Annotated in this window: 19 protein-coding genes; 9 read left to right on the top strand and 10 right to left on the bottom strand. The window is 64.0% G+C overall.

Features of this window, described 5'->3' with window-relative positions; translation table 11 throughout:
* Positions 1–67 precede the first annotated feature (67 nt).
* Together MAB_RS25420 and MAB_RS15120 are read left to right on the top strand one after the other, a co-directional pair.
* A complete protein-coding gene (locus MAB_RS25420; protein ID WP_005122916.1) occupies positions 68–307 on the top strand; it encodes a hypothetical protein in 240 nt (79 codons plus the stop codon).
* Between the two features lie 34 nt (positions 308–341).
* On the top strand, positions 342–905 hold the full coding sequence (locus MAB_RS15120; protein ID WP_012296622.1) for an LppU/SCO3897 family protein: 564 nt from the start codon (positions 342–344) through the stop codon (positions 903–905).
* Positions 906–1,213: 308 nt separating this feature from the next.
* Here the strand turns inward: MAB_RS15120 and msrB are convergent, their stop codons facing one another.
* The 4 genes from msrB to MAB_RS15100 are packed head-to-tail and all read right to left on the bottom strand — an operon-like array spanning position 1,214 to position 5,334.
* A complete protein-coding gene (msrB, locus tag MAB_RS15115) occupies positions 1,214–1,603 on the bottom strand; it encodes a peptide-methionine (R)-S-oxide reductase MsrB (RefSeq protein ID WP_005081977.1) in 390 nt (129 codons plus the stop codon).
* Positions 1,560–2,924, bottom strand: a complete 1,365-nt coding sequence (locus tag MAB_RS15110) for a glycosyltransferase family 87 protein (protein WP_005090199.1) — start codon at positions 2,922–2,924, stop codon at positions 1,560–1,562. Before MAB_RS15110 ends, msrB begins: the two co-directional genes overlap by 44 nt.
* Positions 2,925–2,969: 45 nt before the next feature.
* Positions 2,970–4,523, bottom strand: coding sequence for an alpha/beta hydrolase (locus MAB_RS15105; protein ID WP_012296620.1), 1,554 nt, complete (start codon positions 4,521–4,523; stop codon positions 2,970–2,972).
* Positions 4,524–4,551: 28 nt separating this feature from the next.
* Entirely contained in the window at positions 4,552–5,334 is a 783-nt protein-coding gene (locus tag MAB_RS15100; protein ID WP_005069213.1) for a pyrimidine reductase family protein, read from the bottom strand.
* A gap of 33 nt (positions 5,335–5,367) precedes the next feature.
* Here MAB_RS15100 and zapE point away from each other — a divergent pair, with 33 nt between their 5' ends.
* Positions 5,368–6,414 (top strand): cell division protein ZapE, encoded by a 1,047-nt coding sequence (zapE, locus tag MAB_RS15095; protein WP_005069211.1) that lies wholly within the window; start codon positions 5,368–5,370, stop codon positions 6,412–6,414.
* On the opposite strand, the gene MAB_RS15090 is transcribed toward zapE, so the two are convergent.
* Complete coding sequence (locus MAB_RS15090; protein WP_005111496.1) at positions 6,383–6,922, bottom strand: GNAT family N-acetyltransferase; 540 nt, start codon at positions 6,920–6,922, stop codon at positions 6,383–6,385. The genes zapE and MAB_RS15090 overlap by 32 nt on opposite strands.
* 63 nt (positions 6,923–6,985) lie before the next feature.
* Between MAB_RS15090 and MAB_RS15085 the strand changes: the two genes are divergently transcribed.
* Positions 6,986–7,741 (top strand): FkbM family methyltransferase, encoded by a 756-nt coding sequence (locus MAB_RS15085; RefSeq protein ID WP_005081985.1) that lies wholly within the window; start codon positions 6,986–6,988, stop codon positions 7,739–7,741.
* 21 nt (positions 7,742–7,762) lie between these two features.
* On the opposite strand, the gene MAB_RS15080 is transcribed toward MAB_RS15085, so the two are convergent.
* A complete protein-coding gene (locus MAB_RS15080) occupies positions 7,763–8,275 on the bottom strand; it encodes a DUF1942 domain-containing protein (protein WP_005069205.1) in 513 nt (170 codons plus the stop codon).
* A 113-nt stretch (positions 8,276–8,388) separates the two neighbouring features.
* Here MAB_RS15080 and MAB_RS15075 point away from each other — a divergent pair, with 113 nt between their 5' ends.
* Together MAB_RS15075 and MAB_RS15070 are read left to right on the top strand one after the other, a co-directional pair.
* The gene (locus MAB_RS15075) at positions 8,389–9,411 is read left to right on the top strand and encodes an SDR family NAD(P)-dependent oxidoreductase (RefSeq protein ID WP_005111493.1); all 1,023 of its coding nucleotides are present in this window, start codon (positions 8,389–8,391) and stop codon (positions 9,409–9,411) included.
* Positions 9,393–9,824, top strand: coding sequence for an SRPBCC family protein (locus tag MAB_RS15070; RefSeq protein ID WP_005081988.1), 432 nt, complete (start codon positions 9,393–9,395; stop codon positions 9,822–9,824). The genes MAB_RS15075 and MAB_RS15070 overlap by 19 nt, the downstream gene beginning before the upstream one ends.
* Here MAB_RS15070 and MAB_RS15065 read toward each other — a convergent pair.
* Complete coding sequence (locus MAB_RS15065) at positions 9,821–11,191, bottom strand: ABC1 kinase family protein (RefSeq protein ID WP_005081989.1); 1,371 nt, start codon at positions 11,189–11,191, stop codon at positions 9,821–9,823. The two genes, MAB_RS15070 and MAB_RS15065, sit on opposite strands and share 4 nt — an antisense overlap.
* The gene (locus MAB_RS15060) at positions 11,188–11,916 is read right to left on the bottom strand and encodes a TetR/AcrR family transcriptional regulator (protein WP_005069195.1); all 729 of its coding nucleotides are present in this window, start codon (positions 11,914–11,916) and stop codon (positions 11,188–11,190) included. The genes MAB_RS15065 and MAB_RS15060 overlap by 4 nt, the downstream gene beginning before the upstream one ends.
* Before the next feature lie 181 nt (positions 11,917–12,097).
* Here MAB_RS15060 and MAB_RS15055 point away from each other — a divergent pair, with 181 nt between their 5' ends.
* The 3 genes from MAB_RS15055 (at position 12,098) to MAB_RS15045 (ending at position 15,366) form a co-directional block, all read left to right on the top strand.
* On the top strand, positions 12,098–13,006 hold the full coding sequence (locus MAB_RS15055; RefSeq protein ID WP_005081992.1) for a metal-dependent hydrolase: 909 nt from the start codon (positions 12,098–12,100) through the stop codon (positions 13,004–13,006).
* Positions 13,003–13,323, top strand: a complete 321-nt coding sequence (locus tag MAB_RS15050) for a 2Fe-2S iron-sulfur cluster-binding protein (protein ID WP_005081994.1) — start codon at positions 13,003–13,005, stop codon at positions 13,321–13,323. The genes MAB_RS15055 and MAB_RS15050 overlap by 4 nt, the downstream gene beginning before the upstream one ends.
* Before the next feature lie 300 nt (positions 13,324–13,623).
* Positions 13,624–15,366: an N-acyl-D-amino-acid deacylase family protein gene (locus MAB_RS15045; RefSeq protein ID WP_005081996.1), complete on the top strand. Its 1,743-nt coding sequence runs from the start codon at positions 13,624–13,626 to the stop codon at positions 15,364–15,366.
* On the opposite strand, the gene MAB_RS15040 is transcribed toward MAB_RS15045, so the two are convergent.
* Together MAB_RS15040 and car are read right to left on the bottom strand one after the other, a co-directional pair.
* A complete protein-coding gene (locus tag MAB_RS15040) occupies positions 15,363–15,863 on the bottom strand; it encodes a nuclear transport factor 2 family protein (protein ID WP_005111489.1) in 501 nt (166 codons plus the stop codon). The two genes, MAB_RS15045 and MAB_RS15040, sit on opposite strands and share 4 nt — an antisense overlap.
* Before the next feature lie 91 nt (positions 15,864–15,954).
* Positions 15,955–19,506 carry a carboxylic acid reductase gene (gene car, locus MAB_RS15035; RefSeq protein WP_005111488.1) on the bottom strand — a complete coding sequence of 1,184 codons (3,552 nt, stop codon included), beginning with the start codon at positions 19,504–19,506 and terminating at the stop codon, positions 15,955–15,957.
* Positions 19,507–19,545: the final 39 nt, after the last annotated feature.

Here is a 19,545-nt window from a genome sequence, read left to right as displayed (position 1 = left end):
AAACCCGAACGGAGATAATCAGGAGATTTCTTGCTGGGGCCCGCTCCCGGGCCTTCAGGATGTTCCTGTGCACGGCGGGGATTCTGGACCATGTGACTTCGGCGCCGTAAACCAACGCGGCATAGCCCACACCAAGGGCGCCTGCAAAGATGCCAACCCCGGACGGAAGATTCTCAACCCAGGCCAGAAGGTCTCATATGGGAACGTGACATGTGCGGCCGGTGGCGACGGATTGATCGCGTGCATCGAACGCGTCAGCCCGGAGCGCGGTTTTGTGTTGCAACCATCCGGTTCTTTCGTCTTCTAATCAAACCGAGCAACTGGAAGCAGGGGGCATTGCGTTGAGGGCGCTGTTTGTTGTCATGGGATTGTGTGGCTTTGCCATTGCGGGATGCGCTCAAGCCGAGGAAACGCCGTCGACAAAGCAGTCTGCGACCCGACAGGAATCGACTGATTTTGCGGACATTCCCGGCCAGTTCCCGTCGCCAGGTTCGTTGACGGCTAATGGTCAGGCGGAGGCTCCGGTGGGTGGATGTGTGAATTTGGGCGGCGAGCTGGTGAATGCGTCGTTGACGGTGGTGGATTGTGGCTCGGACCGAAATACCTACCGGATCGTGCAGCGTGTCAATATCCCGCAAGAATGCGGAGATACCGATCGTTCCTACTATCACAATTCCGAGGCCACCGGGCAGTACACCGCATGCCTGGACTTGGCGTGGGCCAAGGACTCGTGCATCAGCCTGGGTCAGCCTGTAGCCAAGGTCGTCTGCACAGACACCAACGCACCCAAACGAATCAAGCCACTCAAGATCATCCTGGACACCACAACACTGGAAGGCTGCCCGTCGGGCGGTTACAAACACCCGCAGCGCAAGTTCACGGTCTGTACGGAGGTCCAGAGGTAGCCCGCCATATGTGGTTGATGGTGTAACTCAACGGCGCTGGACTGCCGATGAATTGGCGGTGACATTGGATCGGACGCTGAGGCCGGCGAGAGGTTGGGCCGCATCAGAGTGCAGATGGAGAAGGCCCGAAAGTGGTTTCAGGGAACTGATATTGAGCAGCTGCTCGTCCATAAACGTAGCGATGCTGCCGAGCCAGAGCAGGTAGTCCGGGCCGACATTGCCTGCTGCGGGCCATCGACGCATCAGGCAATCGCGATCGCATTGGGCCGGTCAAATATCTCGCGCCGAGGCGGCCGCCGATTGGGACGTTACTGTGGTGCCAACCGCAGACTAATTGAGTTGATGCAGTAACGCTGATCGGTCGGCGTGGGGTATCCCTCGCCCTCGAACACGTGGCCCAAGTGGCTGTGGCAGTTGGCGCACAGCACCTCCACCCGCCGCATACCGAGCGAGTCGTCGGGCCGCAGAATCACTGCGTCGGAATTGGCCGGGTCGAAGAAGGACGGCCAGCCGCAATGGGATTCGAACTTCTCGGTGCTGCGGAACAGTTCGGCGCCGCATGCCCGGCAGTTGTACACGCCCTCGGTCTTGGTGTCGGTGTACTCGCCGACGAACGGTCGTTCGGTGCCCGCACGGCGCAGCACCGCGAACTCGTCAGGAGTCAGTCGCTCCCGCCACTGCTCGTCGGTCAGATTCACCTTCGGGTCGTTCGATGTCGTCATCGGTTGCTGACTCCTTAGTGCCTGTCTGGGCCCTCATCCACTCCGGATCTAGTCCTTGATCCAGTGTGCCAGCGGCCCGGGCATCCCGGTACCGAAGCACCAGCACCATCATCACGACGATCAGCAGCAGGCACCACCCGTAGGTGATCTTGAGGTATTCCAGCGCGCGGCCCGTGGTGGGCCAATGGCCAAGCAGCCAGCGATCCATGGAAAAGAACCCGTAGACCGCCAGCCAGGCGGGCCAGTTCCTCAGCACCGAATTGGGCAGCACGATCGTCATGACGAACGGGAACAGCGCCATCGAGTAGTACCCCTGGCCCAGGCCCAGCAGCAGGAAAGACGCGGTCAACAGCACACCGCCGGTGGTCAGTGCCCAGAACCTGGGATCGCGCCGACGGTAGTACTTGTACAGCAGCCACACGCTGACCAGGGCGATCGCCAGGAAAGCAATCCGCAAAAAGGCGATCAACGGCTCGGGCAGCCCGTAGTACAGGCCGTTGCCGGCGATGGAGCTGTTGAAGTAATCGCGGGTTTCGCCCAGGTACTTCACGGTGCGGCGCAGATAGTCCCAGCCGTCGACGATCCTGACCTTGCGGGGGCCGTACAGGGCCACCAGATTGAAGAAGGCGGGAATGCCGAACGCGGCGGCGAACACACGCCATTGGCGATTCAACAGCGGCAGCAACAGCAGGGGAGCCAGCAGCGGTTTGATCACCAGCGTGAGGCCGATGGCAACCCCGGCCAACCATTCGGATTTCTTGGTGCCGTGCAGCAACCAGCGGAAGAACAGCACCTCCAGCAGCAGCACCACACCGTTGATGTTGGTGAAAACCAGTGTGTTGGTGACACTCTCGGTGCAGAACATGGCCAGCAGCAGCGCGGGTGCGGCCACCGAGGCCAGCGTGAAGTTGAACAGCCGCAGCAGGAAGTAGGCCGCGATCACGATCGCGATGGTGTTGATGGTGATGAACCAGTACCGCGACGCGTCCACCGGCAGATATCCGAAGGGCGCCAACAGTAACGTGCCGCCCGGTGGATAGATGTAATGCGGGTCGACGTAGTTGAAGTTCTCGCCGTAGACAGGCTGGTGGAGTTTGAAGGCGATGACGGCGCGATAGACGGGCCCGAAGTCGTCGGTGATGTAGCCGTTGGTGCCCAGCACATAGCTGCGGTGAATCACCGCCATGATGGCCACGGGCCACAGCACCGACCGCAGGATGGTCGCGACCGACGGCGGCGCTGTTTTCGGTGCCAAAGAGTTCTTGAAGCCTGTGACTAATGCATCGACTGACACCACGCAGGCACCGTACCTGAGCGCCCCGAAAGGCTCCCGCAAGTACGGCTAGGCCGGGCAGAACGTGTCGGTGTCCGGGAGCTTGCCGTCACCCAGGTACGCCAGGGCAGGGGGCTGCGCGCACGGGGTGTAGACGATGGCGCCGTGACCGATGCCCTGCCACATCACGCGCTTGCTGGCGGCCTTGGCGTTGATGATCACCGCGGCCGTCGCGGAGACGCCCTCGCTGCCGGAGATCGGATCGTGTTGCCCGCCGAGGATCAGCACGTTGATCTTCAGGTCCTGCGGCGGGTTCGGCTTGGATCCGCTGGGCCACTGCAGGCAGTTCACCAGTTCCAGGGCAGAGGTGCGGCCGAACAACGGGTACTGCTTGCCCCAGGCGACGACCAGTTCCCGCACTCGGTCCGGGGTGGGACGGGCCAGCGCGTCGCTGCAGGAGTTGACGAACTGCCCGTCGGTATCGCGCAGCGCGTTGGCCCGGTCCACCAACGGGGCCAATGCGCCGCTGTCGGGCCCGCGGGCCGCGTTCAACGTGTTCGCGAGGTTCTGTACGACGGCGGTGCTGTCCCCAACGGGATACGCCAGCGCCGTCGTGATGGCCCGGACGACCGTCGCTCGCGACCAGGGGAGGCCACCGTTCTGTGCACGGTTCAGCAGGTCGCCGACGGCCCCGGCCGGATCGGGCCCGAGCGGGCAGTTGTTGGCGACACACTGCGCGGCGAACGCGTCGAATGCGGACTGCTGGCCCTTGAGCCGCTGTTCGGCAGCTGCCTCCGCCGCGATGTCGGCGGCCACCGGCGAGTCGAGCAGGAGCCGCGCCACTTTGTTGGGGTGCGATCCGGCATAGGCCAAGGCGACCCGGGCGCCGCTGCCGACACCCAGGAGCGCCAGGGCGGGCACGTCCCATTGGGCGCGTAGCGCCTCAAGGTCCTCGGCGGCATGCGCGTCGTTGTACGCGGAATCTCCGGGGGAGATGGTGTCGGTGCAGTTGGTGGTTGCCGTCTCGACGATCTTGCCCAGGCTCGCCACCGGGTCGTCGCCGGCACGGTTCTGGGCCTGGTCACGCATGTCCCGCGTATCCCAGGTGTCTCGGCACGTGATGGCATCGGATCGCCCGATACCGCGGCGGTCGACCGCGACCACGGGACGCTGCTTGAGAACCTCCGCGCCCGGGCCGTTGAGCCATGTCGCCAGTTGGACCGAGGACGGCAGATCGGAGCCCGTGGTGAAGACGAGGGGGCCGGCATCGGCGGGAGTCTGTGAGGTCTTGGCGCGTACCGCGCCCAGGGTCACGCTGCCCGGCGCGCCGTTGATCGGGTCCAGCGGGGCCTTGTACTCCGCGCACTCGAGCGTAAAGGCGGGCGAGGTGGTGATGTTGGCGTTGGCGAGCACCTCACGGGTGCAGTCTTGCCACGACAGATCCACCTTGGGCTTGTCGATAGCGGGCGGGCCGCTTTGCGGCGGTGCCGTAGAGGGGCCCACATTTCCGTGGCCCTCGTCCATCGCGAAATGCGGTCCCGCCGAGGGACCGGGCGCACACCCAGCCAGGACCCCGGTCAGCAGCTGGGCAACCGCCATCACCCCCATCAGCCGTGCACGCATGCCGACCACAGTATCGGGTGAACATTGGCTAAGCCGGGACGTACCGTGTGAACAGGTAGCCGTCCGCATCTGCGAGTAGCAACACCCGCCGCCATCCCGTGAGCACTTCGGCGGGGCCCGACGTGATTCGGAGCCCGGCACCTCCGATCGTGGTGGGTGCGATGGTCAGGCACAGTTCGTCGACGAGGTGCGCCGACAGCAGGGTGCCCAGCAGTGCGGGGCCACCCTCACAGAGCACCCGGGACAGGCCTCTGGCGTGCAGCGTGGCCAGCGCCGCGGGTAGATCGACCGTGTCGCCGTCGCCGCTGACGAGAATCTGGGCACCCGGCACTCGGGACGCAACGTGCGGCGCGCCGGACGCCGAGGTCACCACAATGGGCGCAACCTCGGATTCGTTGAAAAGGGGAGTGCTCGGGTCCACCGCACCGGAGGCCGTGACCACGGCGATCGTCGGCACCTCGTCCTGCCCCCGGCTCTGGCGGCGCTGGCGCAGACCCACCGGTAGGTGCGCGCCGTGGTAGCGCTCGGCGCGCACGGTGCCGGACCCGACCAGAATCACATCGGCATTGGCGCGCATTGCCGCGAATACCGCCCGGTCGCCGTCACCGCCGAGCCCGCCGGATAAGCCGGTCACCGTCGCCGCGCCATCCAGACTGCTAATCATGTTGGCGCGCAAGTAGATTTTGTCGTTTTTGGGAAAGTCATACAGGTCGATCAGCTCGCCGGAATCCACCGGTGCCCCGGTGGTCAGCTGTGTGAGCTGCGTCCCAGCCGGGCCGCGAATCGCCTGTTCATCGTCACTGTCGGCCACAAAGAGATCTCAACACGCCGTTACGCTGCCCGTGTGAGTGATCCGCAATCCGGTGCCGCTTTGTGCCTCCAGCACCTTGCCGACCGGCACCCCACGGTCTCCAACGAGCGGTTGATCGCCCAGTTGGTGCCGCCCCCAACGTTCAGTTCGGTCAGCTTTGACTCCTACCGGCCAGATCCCAACGAGCCGACGCAGACGGCGGCCGTAGAGGCGTGCCGGGCCTTCGCCCAGGAGGCGACTACCCGCCGGGCGGGCAAGAAGAAGCTGTTCGGCAAGCGGGAGGTGCTGCCCGGGGTGGGCATCTATCTCGACGGCGGGTTCGGTGTCGGTAAGACCCACCTGTTGGCGTCGATCTATCACACGGTGCCCGGCCCGAAGGCGTTTGCGAGCTTCGGCGAACTGACGCAGGTCGCAAGCGTTTTCGGCTTCCTGGAGTGCATCGAACTGCTGGCCGACTACACCGTGGTGTGCATCGACGAGTTCGAGCTGGACGACCCGGGCAACACGACGCTGGTATCTCGGTTGCTCTCGGAGTTGGTAGCGCGTGGGGTGTCCATCGCCGCGACTTCCAACACGCTTCCCGAACAACTCGGGGAGGGGCGGTTCGCGGCCCAGGACTTCCTACGTGAGATCGCGGCGCTGTCGGCGATCTTCAACACCGTGCGTGTCGAGGGACCGGACTACCGGCACCGCGATTTGCCGCCCGCGCCCGAACCGCATTCCGACGAGCAGCTTCGCGAGCTGGCGGGGGCCATCAACGGCGCCACCTTCGACCGGTTCGACGACCTGTGCAAACACCTGGCGAGCATGCATCCGTCCCGGTACCTGACCCTGATCGAAGGTGTCACGGCTGTTTTCATCGCGGACGTGGAGCAGGTGCACGATCAGTCGGTGGCGCTGCGGATCGTGGCCCTGACGGACCGTCTGTACGACGCGGGGATCCCGGTGCAGGCGTCGGGCGCCAAGCTCAACACGATCTTCGATGACGAGATGGTGGCCGGTGGCTTCCGCAAGAAGTATCTGCGCGCCACCTCGCGGTTGCTGGCACTTAGTGCGGCGCCGTTACCGAACGCTGCATGACGTAGTCGTTTTCCAGGCGCTCACCCACCAAGAAGGTCTTGGTGCCGCTGCGGGTGAAGCCATGCTTGAGGTAAAAGCGTTGTGCGCGTTCATTTTCTTGATTCACGCCCAACCAGACGCCGTTCGCCCCGCCGGCGGCGGCTTCGGTCAGCGCGGCACTCATCAGCAGCGCCGCCACGCCGGCTTGGTGGAATTCGGGCAGCACGTACATCTTGGAGAGCTGCGTCGCGGGCCGTAGCGTCACCGCACGCTGCACGTCCGGGTCCTCGGTGATGCCGTCGACGAGCATTGCGTAGCCGACGATCGCGGCGTCGTCGGTGCGGGCCGCCAGCACGCGGTTGTCGCGGAGGTATTCGTCGAAATTGCTGGTGCTGAGATTGGCTGCGATGAATGCCGCAACGTTCTCCGGTTTCGACGACGGCGGGCAGGCGAGAGGGAAGGTGCGGGCGGCGACGGTCGCGAGTTCGGCGCTGTCGGCGGCGGTCGCGATGCTGACCTGAATCGGCATGACCGGCAGGCTACCTATACTTGGCCCGGTTCCAGACCTTGCGACCTACATGAGGAGCAGCACATGACCCGGCGCGTGACGGCCTTCGGCGAGATTCGTGATGCCGTGGTGGGGCAGGGCCTGCGTACGCTTGCCCGCACGACCCCGTGGGTAGAGAGCGAACTGGTCGGCATCGCGCAGGTGGTCAGGACCGGAGATGTCTGCATCGATGTGGGTGCGGCCGCCGGTTTCTACACCGCTGAGCTGGCCCGTCTGGTAGGTGCCGAGGGCCTGGTGTACAGCCTGGAGCCGCTGCGGTTCGCGCATGCCACGTCGTCGGCGGCCTTGGGCCTGCGCAGCGCGCAGAATGTGCGCCGTCACGCCGTAGCGCTCGGCACCAACACCGGGGAACAGGTCATGAGCGTGCCGCTGCGCAATGGCAAGCCCATCACCGGACGGTCGTTTGTCGATGCGGGTGCCGATGGGCTGGGTTCCAACGCCGAATTCGACGAGCACATTCGGGTGGTCGTCGACACCGAGACCTTCGACGGTTTCTGCGAGCGCCTGAACATCTCGCGGATCGACTTCGTGAAGATCGATGTCGAGGGCGCCGAACTCGATGTTCTGGTCAGCGGCGAGAAGACGATCGAGCGGACTCGCCCGGCGATGATGCTTGAGGTCGAAGACCGTCATATGGAGCGCTTCGGTCGCACTGCCGAGGACATCGTCGCGTGGTTCACGGCGCGCGACTATCGGATGTCGGTGTGGAGCGCCGAATCGTGGCGGCCGGTGGACAAGGTCACCGAGACATTTAGGAACTACCTGTTCCAGCCCCGCTGATTGGTCTGCTCGTGCCGGGGATTACAGGTCCCACTGGGCCAGGTGCACCTGGGTCTGCGCCGAGCGCAGCACGATATGACGTACCGGGCCCCGGTAGACGTCCCAGTACACCGCGCCGTTGACGGTTGATCCCTGCGGTGCGCTACGTAGTGCGTAGTTCAGATCGTCGGGTTCGTCGGTGCGCTGCGGCTCGTAGGCATCCCCGGTTTCCGGCGAAATGCCGCCGAGCTTGAGCGCCATCAACAGCGCGTATGCATTGGGCACTTTGGTAGGCCGGATGGTGACGTATGCCTTCCAGATGATGCCGCGCGGGGTGGCCATGCCTGCGGGAACACCGGTGGGCTCGATGTTGTGCACGGTGACGTCGGCGCCGATGGTGCCGTAGTCGAAATGCAGCGTCTCGCCGATGTGCCCGATGGGAGCGACGCGATCGGGCAGCGCGGAGGCCGTGGGCGCCAGCGCCGTGATGACGGCGGTGAGGGCGGCGATGAGCGAAAGGGCGGGGCGTAGACGCACCCAGCGATCTTGGCACATGCGGTGGTGGCGTCGTTGTCGCACGGCTCTTCGATATTCGCCCTGGGTGAAGGTGACTACGACCTACGATGACCTGACTGGAGCGTGCGGCCTGACCGGAGGGGACGTCAAGAATGCGCGTATTGGTCACGGGCGGTACCGGATTCGTGGGTGGGTGGACGGCGAAGGCAATGGCTGAAGCCGGGCATAAGGTTCGATTCCTGGTGCGAAAGGAAGCCCGGCTGCACACCACGGTGGCGACCCTCGGGGTCGATGTGTCGGACTACGCCGTCGGCGATATCACCGACCGGGCATCGGTCGAGGCCGCGCTCGACGGATGTGATGCGGTGGTGCACAGCGCGGCCATGGTCAGCACGGACCCCGCAGAGGCGGACCGGATGATGGCCATCAACCTTGAGGGCACCCGCAATGTGCTCGGCGCAGCGGTCGATCGGGGTCTCGACCCGATAGTGCACGTTTCGAGCATTACCGCGCTGTTCCGGCCGGGCCTGGAGACGTTCGCGGCCGACCTGCCCGCGGCCGGTGGCAGCGATGGATACGGTCAGTCGAAGGCGCGGGTAGAGCTATACGTGCGCGCACTACAGGATTCCGGTGCGCCGGTCACCATCACCTATCCGGGCATGGTGCTGGGGCCGCCCGTCGGCGATCAATTCGGTGAGGCCGCGGAAGGGGTGCGCTGGGTTCTGTTGACGAGATCGGTGCCGGGGCGCAGCGCGGCCTGGTTGGTGGTCGACGTTCGCGACCTCGCGGCTCTACATACCGCGCTCTTGGAACCCAGCCGGGGACCGCGGCGCTATACCGCGGGTGGGCATCGGCTCGAGGTCGGCGAGCTGGTTGACCTGCTGACCGAGGCCGCGGGCAGCGCCGTGCTGGCGGTTCCGGTGCCCGACTCGCTGCTGCGTGCGGCGGGGACCGTCATGGATCAGATCGGCCGCTATGTGCCATGGGAAACTCCGATGACCGAGGCGGGGATGCAGTACTACACGCAGATGCCCGCCTCCGATGACACCCCCAGCGAGCGCGAACTCGGCATCACCTATCGGGACCCCCGGGAAACCCTGGCGGACACCGTTGTTTCCTTGCGCGCAGGAAGAACAACCTCGAAACTATGGGGATTATGGCCCTTCTCAGAATAGAGCGGCGCAGCGCGCTGTCTGTCGACGAGGCGTTCGCGCGGATCACCGACTGGCCGCGGCACAGTGCACACATCCCGCTGACGACGGTCGTGGTGACCAGCGATTCACCCGGCGGTGTCGGTGCCACATTCGTCGGGCGAACGGGACTGGGGCGCATACGGTTCGAAGACCCGATGACGATCACCCGATGGGAGCCGCCGCAGGGTGGCAGCCCGGGCGGTTGCCGGCTGGAGAAGACGGGCGCGCTGGTCTTGGGGTGGGCCGAGATCGAGGTGTACGCACAGGGCAGTGGCTCCCGCGTGGTCTGGACCGAGGACGTGAGGGTGCGTGGTGTGCCTGCGATCTTCGATCCGTTAGCCAAGATCGGCGGTCAGTGGATGTTCGGTCGCGCTCTCGACGGATTGCTGCGCTAGCGGCACGCGCGCCACTGCGCGATGGCGATTCCGAGCTCGGTGGCGGGAGGCTCACCGTAGATCCATTCGCGGGCTATGCGATGCCAATTACCCGTCACATTCAGCTGGCCCAGCACGCCGAAGGTGTAGAAGTCGGCGCGACGGGAGAAGATGTGCTCCGGCGGCAGGTTCTGGCGGCGCATACCGGCGAACTCGCTGGACCGTGGGTCTACCGCGAGAATCATGGCGCTGGAGGCGATCTCCGGGGTGATGGTCATGTCCTCGTCGACGAGGTTCCACCCAGATGCCGCATGGCAGTACTCCAGGCAGTCTTGGGGGCTGACGCCGGCCTGGGGATCGATGATTCCGCGCGCGACCATCGCGTCGTACATGTCCTGGGCGCGGCCCTCGGTGGCGGCCCGCATGATGTGGCGCTCGAAGTCCACATGTTCGGGATTCATGCGGTTGTACAGCCCGAAATCCACGAACCCGACGGTCCCATCGGCGGCGAGCAGGATGTTGCCCGGATGGGGGTCACCGCAGAAGTCATTGTCCTGGAACAGTGATCCGATGTAGAAGCGGAAGATCAGCTCTCCGATGCGGTTACGCTCATCCTCGGGAAGTGTCTGCATGTAGGGGAACGCTTGGCCATCAAGGAATTCCGTCACCAGAATCTGCGACGTGCACAGTTCGGGGACACAGTCGGGAACGACGATGAAGGGGTGCCCACGGTAGCGCTCGGCGATCTCGTGCTGGGTGCGCGCTTCCCGGGGATAGTCGAGTTCGCTTTCCAGGTTCATGGATATCTCGTCCATGAATGCCGAATTGGATAGCGTGGGTAGCGCTTTGCGCCAAAACTTGGTGAACAGCGCGAGGTTCTGCATATCGGCGCGGACGGCTTCGTCCACGCCCGGGTACTTGACCTTGACCGCCACCTCGCGCCCGTCGAGCAGGACGGCGCGGTAGACCTGGCCGATGGAAGCGGCGGCGACGGGCGTTTCGTCGAAGTCGCGGAAGTTCTTCGACAGCGCGCCGAGGTTAGATTCGATGATGGGGCGCATCACCGAGAACGGTTCACGTGGGGCCTGATCGCGCAACCGGGCCAGCTTCTGCCGGAATCGTTCGCGGTGGGCCTCCGGCACCATATCCACTTCGAGCATCGAGAGCAGTTGGCCGAGTTTCATCGCCGAGCCCTTGAGACTGCCCAGGACGGTCACCAGCTGGTCTGCTGCCTGCAGTGTGGATCGTTCGGCTAGCAGCGCGCGCGCTTGTTCGGATCGCCCGATCATGGAGAGGCGACTGCTCGCGGTCCGTACGGCCTGCCCGGCGGCCAGCTTTCCCAGTGCGCGGCCACGGTTGATGCGCGCCAAGGGGACTCGGTCGCTCATGAGGCTCCACCCTGGATCCGGGTGAATGCCAGATGTAGCGGCTGATCGGGATCGAGGGTGAGTCCGTTGAATTCGGCGATCGACGCGGCAAGGCCCGACAGCACCGTGGTCAGATACTCCACGAACCTCTCGATGGGCATGGGGTCGGCACGTAACTGGTTGGGCCCCAAGAACCATTCGGTCGCCGTGCCGATCGCTCCGGCGGCCGAGCTGACCGCCAGATCGGCGTCGTCGATATCAACTGTCTCGTCATCGATCGCACTCGACAGTATCTCCGCGATGTCGTGTGTCATCTGCTGCGCGGTCTCCACCAAACGTTCGGTGCCGTCGCTGGAGTTGATGAAATGACCGTGCACGATGAAGCGCAACACATTCGGATGATCCGAGATCATCTGTGCGTACTCGTTGGCGCCATGCTCGACCAGGTCGCGGGCGGAGTCGGTCATCAGGTTGATCCGATCCATGGACGCGCTCCAGAGCATGTCCTGGACCCGTTCCAGCACGGCGCTGTGCAGATCGGCTTTGTCTTCGAAGTAGCGGTACAGCTTCGGTTTGGCGACCCCGGCCTCGCGAGCGATGTCGTCCATGCTGACGGTGGCGCCCAGGCCGTCGATGGCGCGAAACGCGGCATCCAACAATTCTTCCCGGGCAACCTTGCGCCGGTCACCGCGCCGGGCGGCGACCGGGGCGGCCTTGGACGCGATGGCTGTGCTCACGTTTTCCACGCCTCTCATCACCAGTGATGGTACGTGTGCCCGGCCGTTAGCTGTCCGGTTCGGGGGACACGCTCGTGCTGCCTATTGTGCTCGTGCTGCGCGATATGGATACTAGCAGTAGTACTAAGAGTACTACTAATAAATCGCCAGGTCAGACATCAATGAAGATGTCCTAGGAAGGAGTTCCGTCATGGCTGTTGTCGAGCAGGGACGGCGGGGAGTGGCGGCGCGTGCATTGCCCAAGGTGCGCCGGATGAACTTCCGGTTCGGTGAGCCGGCCCCCATGAAGAAGCACTACGTCGAGGGCGACATCGTCTTTAGTCACCTGGTCTCGCTCCTTTCCGGGGCGTTTCCTCCCGGCGAGGAGTCGTTCATCCGTTCCGTGCGCAACTACTCCGACCAGATCACCGACCCAGTGCTCAAGAAGCGGGTCGCCGGCTTCATCGGCCAGGAGGCCATGCACGGACGCGAGCACCGCAAACTCAACGAGAAGATCGTCGACATGGGCTACCCCCTGGTCCGGATCATGAACTTCGATGAGGGCAGCCGGCGCGAGAAATTCGTGATCGCGTTGGAGAAGCGCGCGCCTAAAATCGCGCACCTGGCGATGACGGCGGCCGCCGAGCACTACACCGCGGTGTTGGCTCAGCGGGTGCTCTCCAGCCCCGAGTTACAAGAGATTCCGATGTCCGAAGAGATCCATCACCTCCTGAACTGGCATGCCATGGAGGAGATGGAGCACAAGTCGGTGGCCTTCGACGTGTACCGGTCGGTGGGCGGCCCCGAATCGATACGGATCGGCGTGATGTCCCTGATCTGGTTGGGTACGTTGCCGTTCATGACGCTGGCGGTGTTGGCGTCGATTCTGACCGACCCAAGCGGCTGGAAACCGTTGGCAGTGCTGCGTCAGGCCGTAGATGTGTATCGCGGTCCGCTGGTGAAGGGACTGATGCGTGATATCGCCGAGTACATGCGTCCGGGCTTCCATCCCGACGATATCGACACCGAAGAACTGCTACATGAGTGGCAGGGGATTCTCTTCGGTGCCGATGGCGAGCTCAATGATCGCCTACCCGGGCGCCGCGCGGTGGGCCAGTGACAACCGAGGCGATCCGAGTCGCGGGCAGTGACGCCACTGGGAATACCGTGCTGGAAGTCGAAATCTATGGCAGCACACATATTCTCGACTGGCCGCGGGGTAAGAAACTGCTCGACGTGCTGCTGGATGCGGGTATCGACGCGCCCTACGTGTGCCGCGAATCGGCTTGCGCTACCTGCATCTGCTCGGTGAAGGGGGGCCAGACACGCATGCTCATGAACGAGTCGCTCATCGACAGCGAGGTGGCCGACGGGTTCACGCTGGCCTGCCAGACATTGCCGGAGTCGGAGCGGGTGCAGATCTTCTTCGACGGATGATTCGGCGGGCAGGGAATGCCTCCCGCGACACCCGCTTCATGTCGCGCCAGGTGTCGCGGGAAAATTCCGTTCGAGTCCACCCGTAGGCCCGGGGCAGTAGGGCGGTGTTGGCGCGCCGGTTGATGACGGCGTCAATACGCGGTTGCGTCGACGGTTCTGCTCGAAGTGGTCAACTCAGTTCGTGCCGCACGGTAGCAATCAGTTGTGAAGTACTTGTGAAGCACCGGACGGGGCTTTCAGGTAGGCCGAGATGAGCAGCGATAAGCTGAGTATCTGCTGATCGAACGAGGTGTATCGACTATGGCGACATTTGACCTGCTGGTGCGCGGCGGCCTGGTTTTCGACGGGACCGGAGCGCCGGGCCGAGCCGTGGATGTCGGGATCCGTGGCGGCAACGTGGTGGCCATGGCGCCCGATCTGCCGGCTGCCGACGCGGACCAGGTGATCGACGCTGGCGGCAAATGGGTTATCCCCGGCATGGTTGACGTGCATACGCACTACGACGCCGAGGTCCTTGTCAGTCCGGGCCTCGGAGAATCCGTGCGCCACGGTGTCACGTCCGTCATCTACGGCAACTGCTCGATGTCCGCGGTGTACGCCGATCCCGAGGATGTTGCCGACCTCTTCGCCCGGGTGGAGGCCCTGCCGTGGGATGCGGTCCACTCCGCCCTCAAGGAACATAAGGACTGGGATGGGCCGCGTGGCTATCGCAAGGTCATCGAGTCACTTCCGTTGGGCGCCAATGTCGCGACGCTGATCGGGCATTCTGATATCCGTGCCGCGGTCATGGGACTGGCCCGCGCGACAGACTATGACGAGCGCCCCACGGCCGGGGAACTCGCCCGCATGCGTGCGATGGTGACCGATGCCCTCGACGCCGGATTCGTGGGCCTGTCCACCGACCGGCTGCGCTTCTCCAAGCTCGAAGGCACGCGCTTTGCGGGCCGCCAGTTGCCGTCCACCTACGCCACGTGGCGCGAATACGGTGCCCTCTACGACGTGGTGCGCCGGCGGGGAGCCGTGGTGCAGTCGAATCTCGATGTCGAGAAGCGCCCCGAGACGATCATGCACTTCCTGCTCAGCGGCGCACGTCCCTGGCGGCGGTCGCTCAAGACGACGCTGCTGGCAGCCTTCGATCTGAAGAGCAACCGTTCGGTCATCAAACTTCTCAAGGCCGCGACCGGCGGACTCAACCCGCTGTTGCGGTCGCAGGTCAATTTCCAGCTGCTCGCGGTGCCCTTCCATCTCTACTCCGATGGTATGGATCTGGTGATCTTCGAGGAGTTCGCCTCCGGCACGGCCGCATTGGACATCCGTGATCAGCTGCAGCGGGTCGACCTGATCAAGGACGAGGGCTACCGGCGCAAGTTCCGCAAGGAGATGGCGCAGAAGTACGGCGTGGTGGCATGGAACCGGGACATGTACGACACCGAGATCGTCGGCTGCCCCGACGAATCGGTGGTCGGCAAGTCATTCGGACAGGTGGCCGACGCTCGCGGTGTGCAGCCGGTGGACGCGTTCCTCGATCTCGTTTCGGAGTACCCCGGGAAGGTGCGTTGGCATACCACCATCGCCAACGACCGCACCGATGTTCTCAACGAGGCCGTCAAGTATCGGCATTTCCAGTTGGGTAACAACGACTCCGGCGCGCACCTGAGGAATATGTCGTTTTACAACGCGGGGTTGCGGTTGCTCAAACGTGTGAAGGAGGCCCGCGAGGCGGGTACTCCGTTTATGTCCCTCGAAGCCGCCGTGCATCGACTCACCGGTGAACTCGGTGAGTGGTACGGCCTGGACGCGGGGCGGCTTCGTATCGGCGACACCGCCGATATCGCCGTAATTGATCCTGCGGGACTTGATGATTCGCTCGATGAGTACCACGAGCAGTACATGGAGGAGTTTGGGGTGTCCCGCCAGGTGTGTCGCAACGATAACGCGATTGCGGCCACGATTGTCGGCGGTCAGCAGGTTTACTCCTACGGCACCTTTGTCGAGGGTTTCGGCAGCACGGTCAAAGCAGGAAGATTCCTGGCGGCGAGCTAGCCGAGCCACCCCATGTTCTTCCCGAAGGTCTCGGCCAAGGGAGACAGCGAGCCCAGCTCACTGCTGCGCTGCACGTAACCCTGGATGGCCATCATGAACTGCATGGGGTTGTACACGTCTTCCTCGCTGGCCCAGTGGTTGTCGCCGGCGTAACGGAAGATGCTGATATTGGTTGCCTCCCAGATGCTTCCGTCGCCAGGATCTTTCATTCTGTTGACCAGCTCGCAGATGATCCAGCCGTGTTCCTCGTCGACGACATGCCAGTTGGAGAAGTAGTGCGGCATCTCCACCCCGGGGAACTCCGACATCGTCTTGACCATGGACGTGCGGATCGCCTCGCGGCCCTCGAAGGTGCCGTAGGTCGGTTCGATGTAGGTGGCGTTCTCGGAGAACAGGTCGGCGTATTTGGCCCAATCACCCTTGGGGCCAATTTCGTCGACCACCCGAAGGTGGTGATCGAACATGTTCTGCAGTTCGTCGCGCGACCACTGTCCCATGGCGGCGACAGTAACACCGAGATTGGGACGGGATCCCTGCTTTCGCGAGTATTCGCGCGGAATTGAAAGCAGGGCACAGAAATTCGTGTAACTAGAGTAACCCGAGCTGCTTCAGGTCGGCCGCGTATTTCGCGATGAGTTCCCGCGTGAGGTGCGGGATGTCGGCGTTCAGATGGGCCTGGACGCCTTCACTGAACCTGATCGCGGGCAGGAATGCGCCGTTGTGTGGGTGTTGTGGATGCCTGTACGCGTGTAGTAGTGGTAGTAGGGAGTGTTGTTTCTGTTTTTCGGGGAGGCTTCGGATGGCGGTGTCGAAGCGGGTGAACCATTCGGTGTAGTTGTCGATGCGTGCGATGGGGTAGCCGGCTTCGATGAGCCAGTCGACGAAGTTGTCCAGCGAGATCCCATCGGCATGCGGGTTCACCGAATCGTAGGTGTGGAACTCCTCGATGGGCCCGAGGGCGGTGATGGCCGATGCCGTGAAATCCGCAGGCAGGCCGTCGTAGTGGGCGAGTGGGCGTTCGCCGGTGGCGTGTGCTTGGTAGAAGGAGCCGGGTGCGACTCCGGTGGCGATGAGGCTGAGGATTAGTCGGGTGAACTGGTCGGGCACGTTGAGCTGTCCGGTGTAGCGGCTGTGGGCCAAGATCATGTCGGAGCGGAAGACCGCGACGGGTAGTCCGCACAGGTCGTGGGCTTCGCGCAGCAGTACCTCGCCAGCCCATTTCGCGTTGCCGTATCCGTTGGCGTAGCCGTCGTTGATTGGTCGTACCGCGCTGATCGTGCGGATGTCGGAGTCTTCATCGAATACCTTGGGGTCCACCGAGATTGCCACGGCCACTGTGGAGAGGTAGGTGATGGGCTTGATCTTGGTGGTGAGTGCCAGCTTGATGATTTCGGCGGTGCCAACGACATTGGGTCCGAACAGCTGGCTGTAGGGCAGTACGTGGTTGACCAGGGCGGCGGGGTGCACGATGACGTCGACGGTCTCGGCCAGGCGCTGCCAGGTGTCGGCATCCAGGCCAAGGTTGGGGTCGCCGATATCGCCGGCCAGTACTTCGAGGTGCTTGTCGGCCAGCGACCGGAAGTGCGCCAACAGCTGCGTGTCGCCGGTGTCGAAGGCTTCCTCCAGGCGGCGGTAGGCGGCCTCGGCATTCTTACCGCGGACGATGGCGATCAGCTTGCCGTCTGTCTTGTCCAGGCGCTCAAGCCATTCCAGGGCCAGGAACCGCCCCAGGTAGCCGTTGGCGCCGGTGAGCAGCACCGTGTGCGGGGTGCCGGTGAATGTGGACAGTGCCGGGGCCGCGCGCAGGGTGTCCGCGTCGATGAACTTGTCCAGCGTCAGGTCCGCGGCCCGGATCTCGCGGTGCCCGGCACCGTGCACGGATTCGGCGGTGGGAGTTACCGAATGACCGTCTGCTTCCCGGTGTCTTTCCACGATGCGTGCGATAGCGGTCAGATCGTTGGCGGCGCTGACGATATCGCCAACCGGAACCTCCACAGTGAAGATATCGCGCAGCAGGTCCGAGAAGGCAAGGGCGGATAGTGAATCGCCACCAAGGTCGATGAAATGCGCGTCTGGGCTCACCTCGGCCGCCGACAGCCCCAACAACGCCGTGACCGCGCGTTGCACGGTATCCAGGACAGGCTTGTCCTCATGTCCGGCAGAGTGCAGTGCTTGCAGCTCAAGCGCCTGGGCGGCGGCGATATCGGAGTACAGCTGCTCCAGGCGGGCGCCGTACTTCTCATGGAGCTTCGGTCGGGCCAGCTTCGCGATGCCGGTCAGTAGGCCGTTGGCAGCGGTGAACGGTTCGGTCTCCAGCAGGAAGTCGCGCGGTACCTCGTAGGACTGCAGTTGGGCCTCGCGGGCAACCTGCGCGAGAGAGTCCGCGATCAGGCGTTTGAGTAGATCCTCATCTCCACCGCTTTGTTCATATGCCTCAGCGGTCGGCACGACCACCGCTAGCAGATACGACCGCTCGCTGCTGCCGTAGACGCAGATCTGATGCACCAGTGGACTATTGGCGAACTCGGCTTCCAGGTTGGCGATCGCCACGAACTCACCCTGGGACAGCTTGATCACGTTGTTGCGCCGGTCCACGATCTGGATCTTGTCGGGCTCGAGCTCGGCGACGATGTCCCCGGTCTTGTAGTACCCGTCGGGATCGAATACGTCGGCGGTGACGTCGGGGCGTTTGAAGTAGCCGCCGAACACCGATTCGGCTTTCACGAGCAGCTCGCCGCGCGGGTGCGGCTTGTCGGTGGAGAAGTAACCGAGCTCAGGCACGTCGACCAGCTTGTAGTCGATGACGGGCGGGCGCTGAATGCGGCCGTTGCGCACGATGACGCCCGCCTCGGTGGAGCCGTAGCCATCGGTGATACGGGCATCGAGGCAGGATTCGATGAAGGCGGCCAGTTCCTCGGACAGTGGGGCAGAGCCGCACACGATTGTCAGAACACGCCCGCCGAACAGGTTTTCGCGGATATCGGTCTTGACATCGGCATCAAGGGTGGCCAGGTCGGCCGCCGGATCAAGCCCGGTACGGCGTTCAACCTCGTTGCGGTAGCGCTGGAAAAGCATGTCGCACACACGGGGCACGAGTGTCACCACGGTGGGGCGCGTAAGCGTGATGTCTTCGAACAGCGTGGACATGTCGCTGGACGCGGCAAAGTAAGCCAGGCCGCCGCAGGCCAGGGCAGTGACCAGACTACCGCGTCCCATCACATGGCTCATTGGCATGAAATTCAGGTTGATCAAAGGAATTTCGGCCTTAGAGCTCAACGTGTCGGCCCGCAGCCAGGGCTTGGCGACCATCTTTTCGCTATAGGTGGCGCCCTTGGGAGTTCCGGTGCTTCCCGAGGTGTAGATCACCAGGGCCAGCGGGTCGGTACCCTCCTCTGCGGTGAACAACGGCGCATCCGGCAAGGCGCGCCCGTGCCCGATCGCCAGGGGTATCGGGTCTACCGAAATCGGCAGGCCGGCCTCGGCGATCCGGTGCTGTGCGGATTCGAGACTTTCGCGCTGCACGTCGACACCGGGATGATAGTCAAAGACGGTGATGTGCCGCAGCGACGGCGTGGCGAGCACCGATTCCATTGCCGTATCGAGCAACTCGGCGCTTACCGCCAGGACGGCAGGTTCCGATTCGGCCAGGATCGCGGTCCAGTTGGATGCCGATGCGCTGGTCTGCAATGGAACCGCCACCGCGCCAAGGTGGATGCATGCCAAGTCGACAGCGGTGTAGTCCACGCTGGTGAAGCCGAGCATCGCGACGAAGTCCCCGGCCCGTACCGGAGCGGCGGGATCGTGGTACCAGGTGGAGGCCAACGCGCGGGCCATGCCCCACAGCTCTCCGTAGGTGACCGTCTCGAACTCGGGCAACGGGCGCAGCGTCGAACGGCCGGCGGCGTCGGCGACGAGCTCCTGGACTCGGTGCCCGAGCGCCGGACGGTCCGCGTACCCGTTCATGATCGTGGCGACCACCTGGGCGAGACGCAGACCAGGCTGGGCGACGGCGGTATCAACCGCGGTATCGGGCTTGGCGGCACGGAACTGCTCATCGTCGGTGAATAGGCGCCTGATGCGGTCGCCTAACCGCTGACGACGTGCTTCCTTGGTGTTGTCCGCGGTGGCGTCGATCGTCATATCGGCAGCTTACGAAACCGTCGATTCTGTAAGCGCGCG

Source organism: Mycobacteroides abscessus ATCC 19977, assembly GCF_000069185.1.
GTDB lineage: Bacteria > Actinomycetota > Actinomycetes > Mycobacteriales > Mycobacteriaceae > Mycobacterium > Mycobacterium abscessus.
Note: the sequence above shows the minus strand (reverse complement) of the source record. Positions and strands in the feature narration are given on the sequence as shown.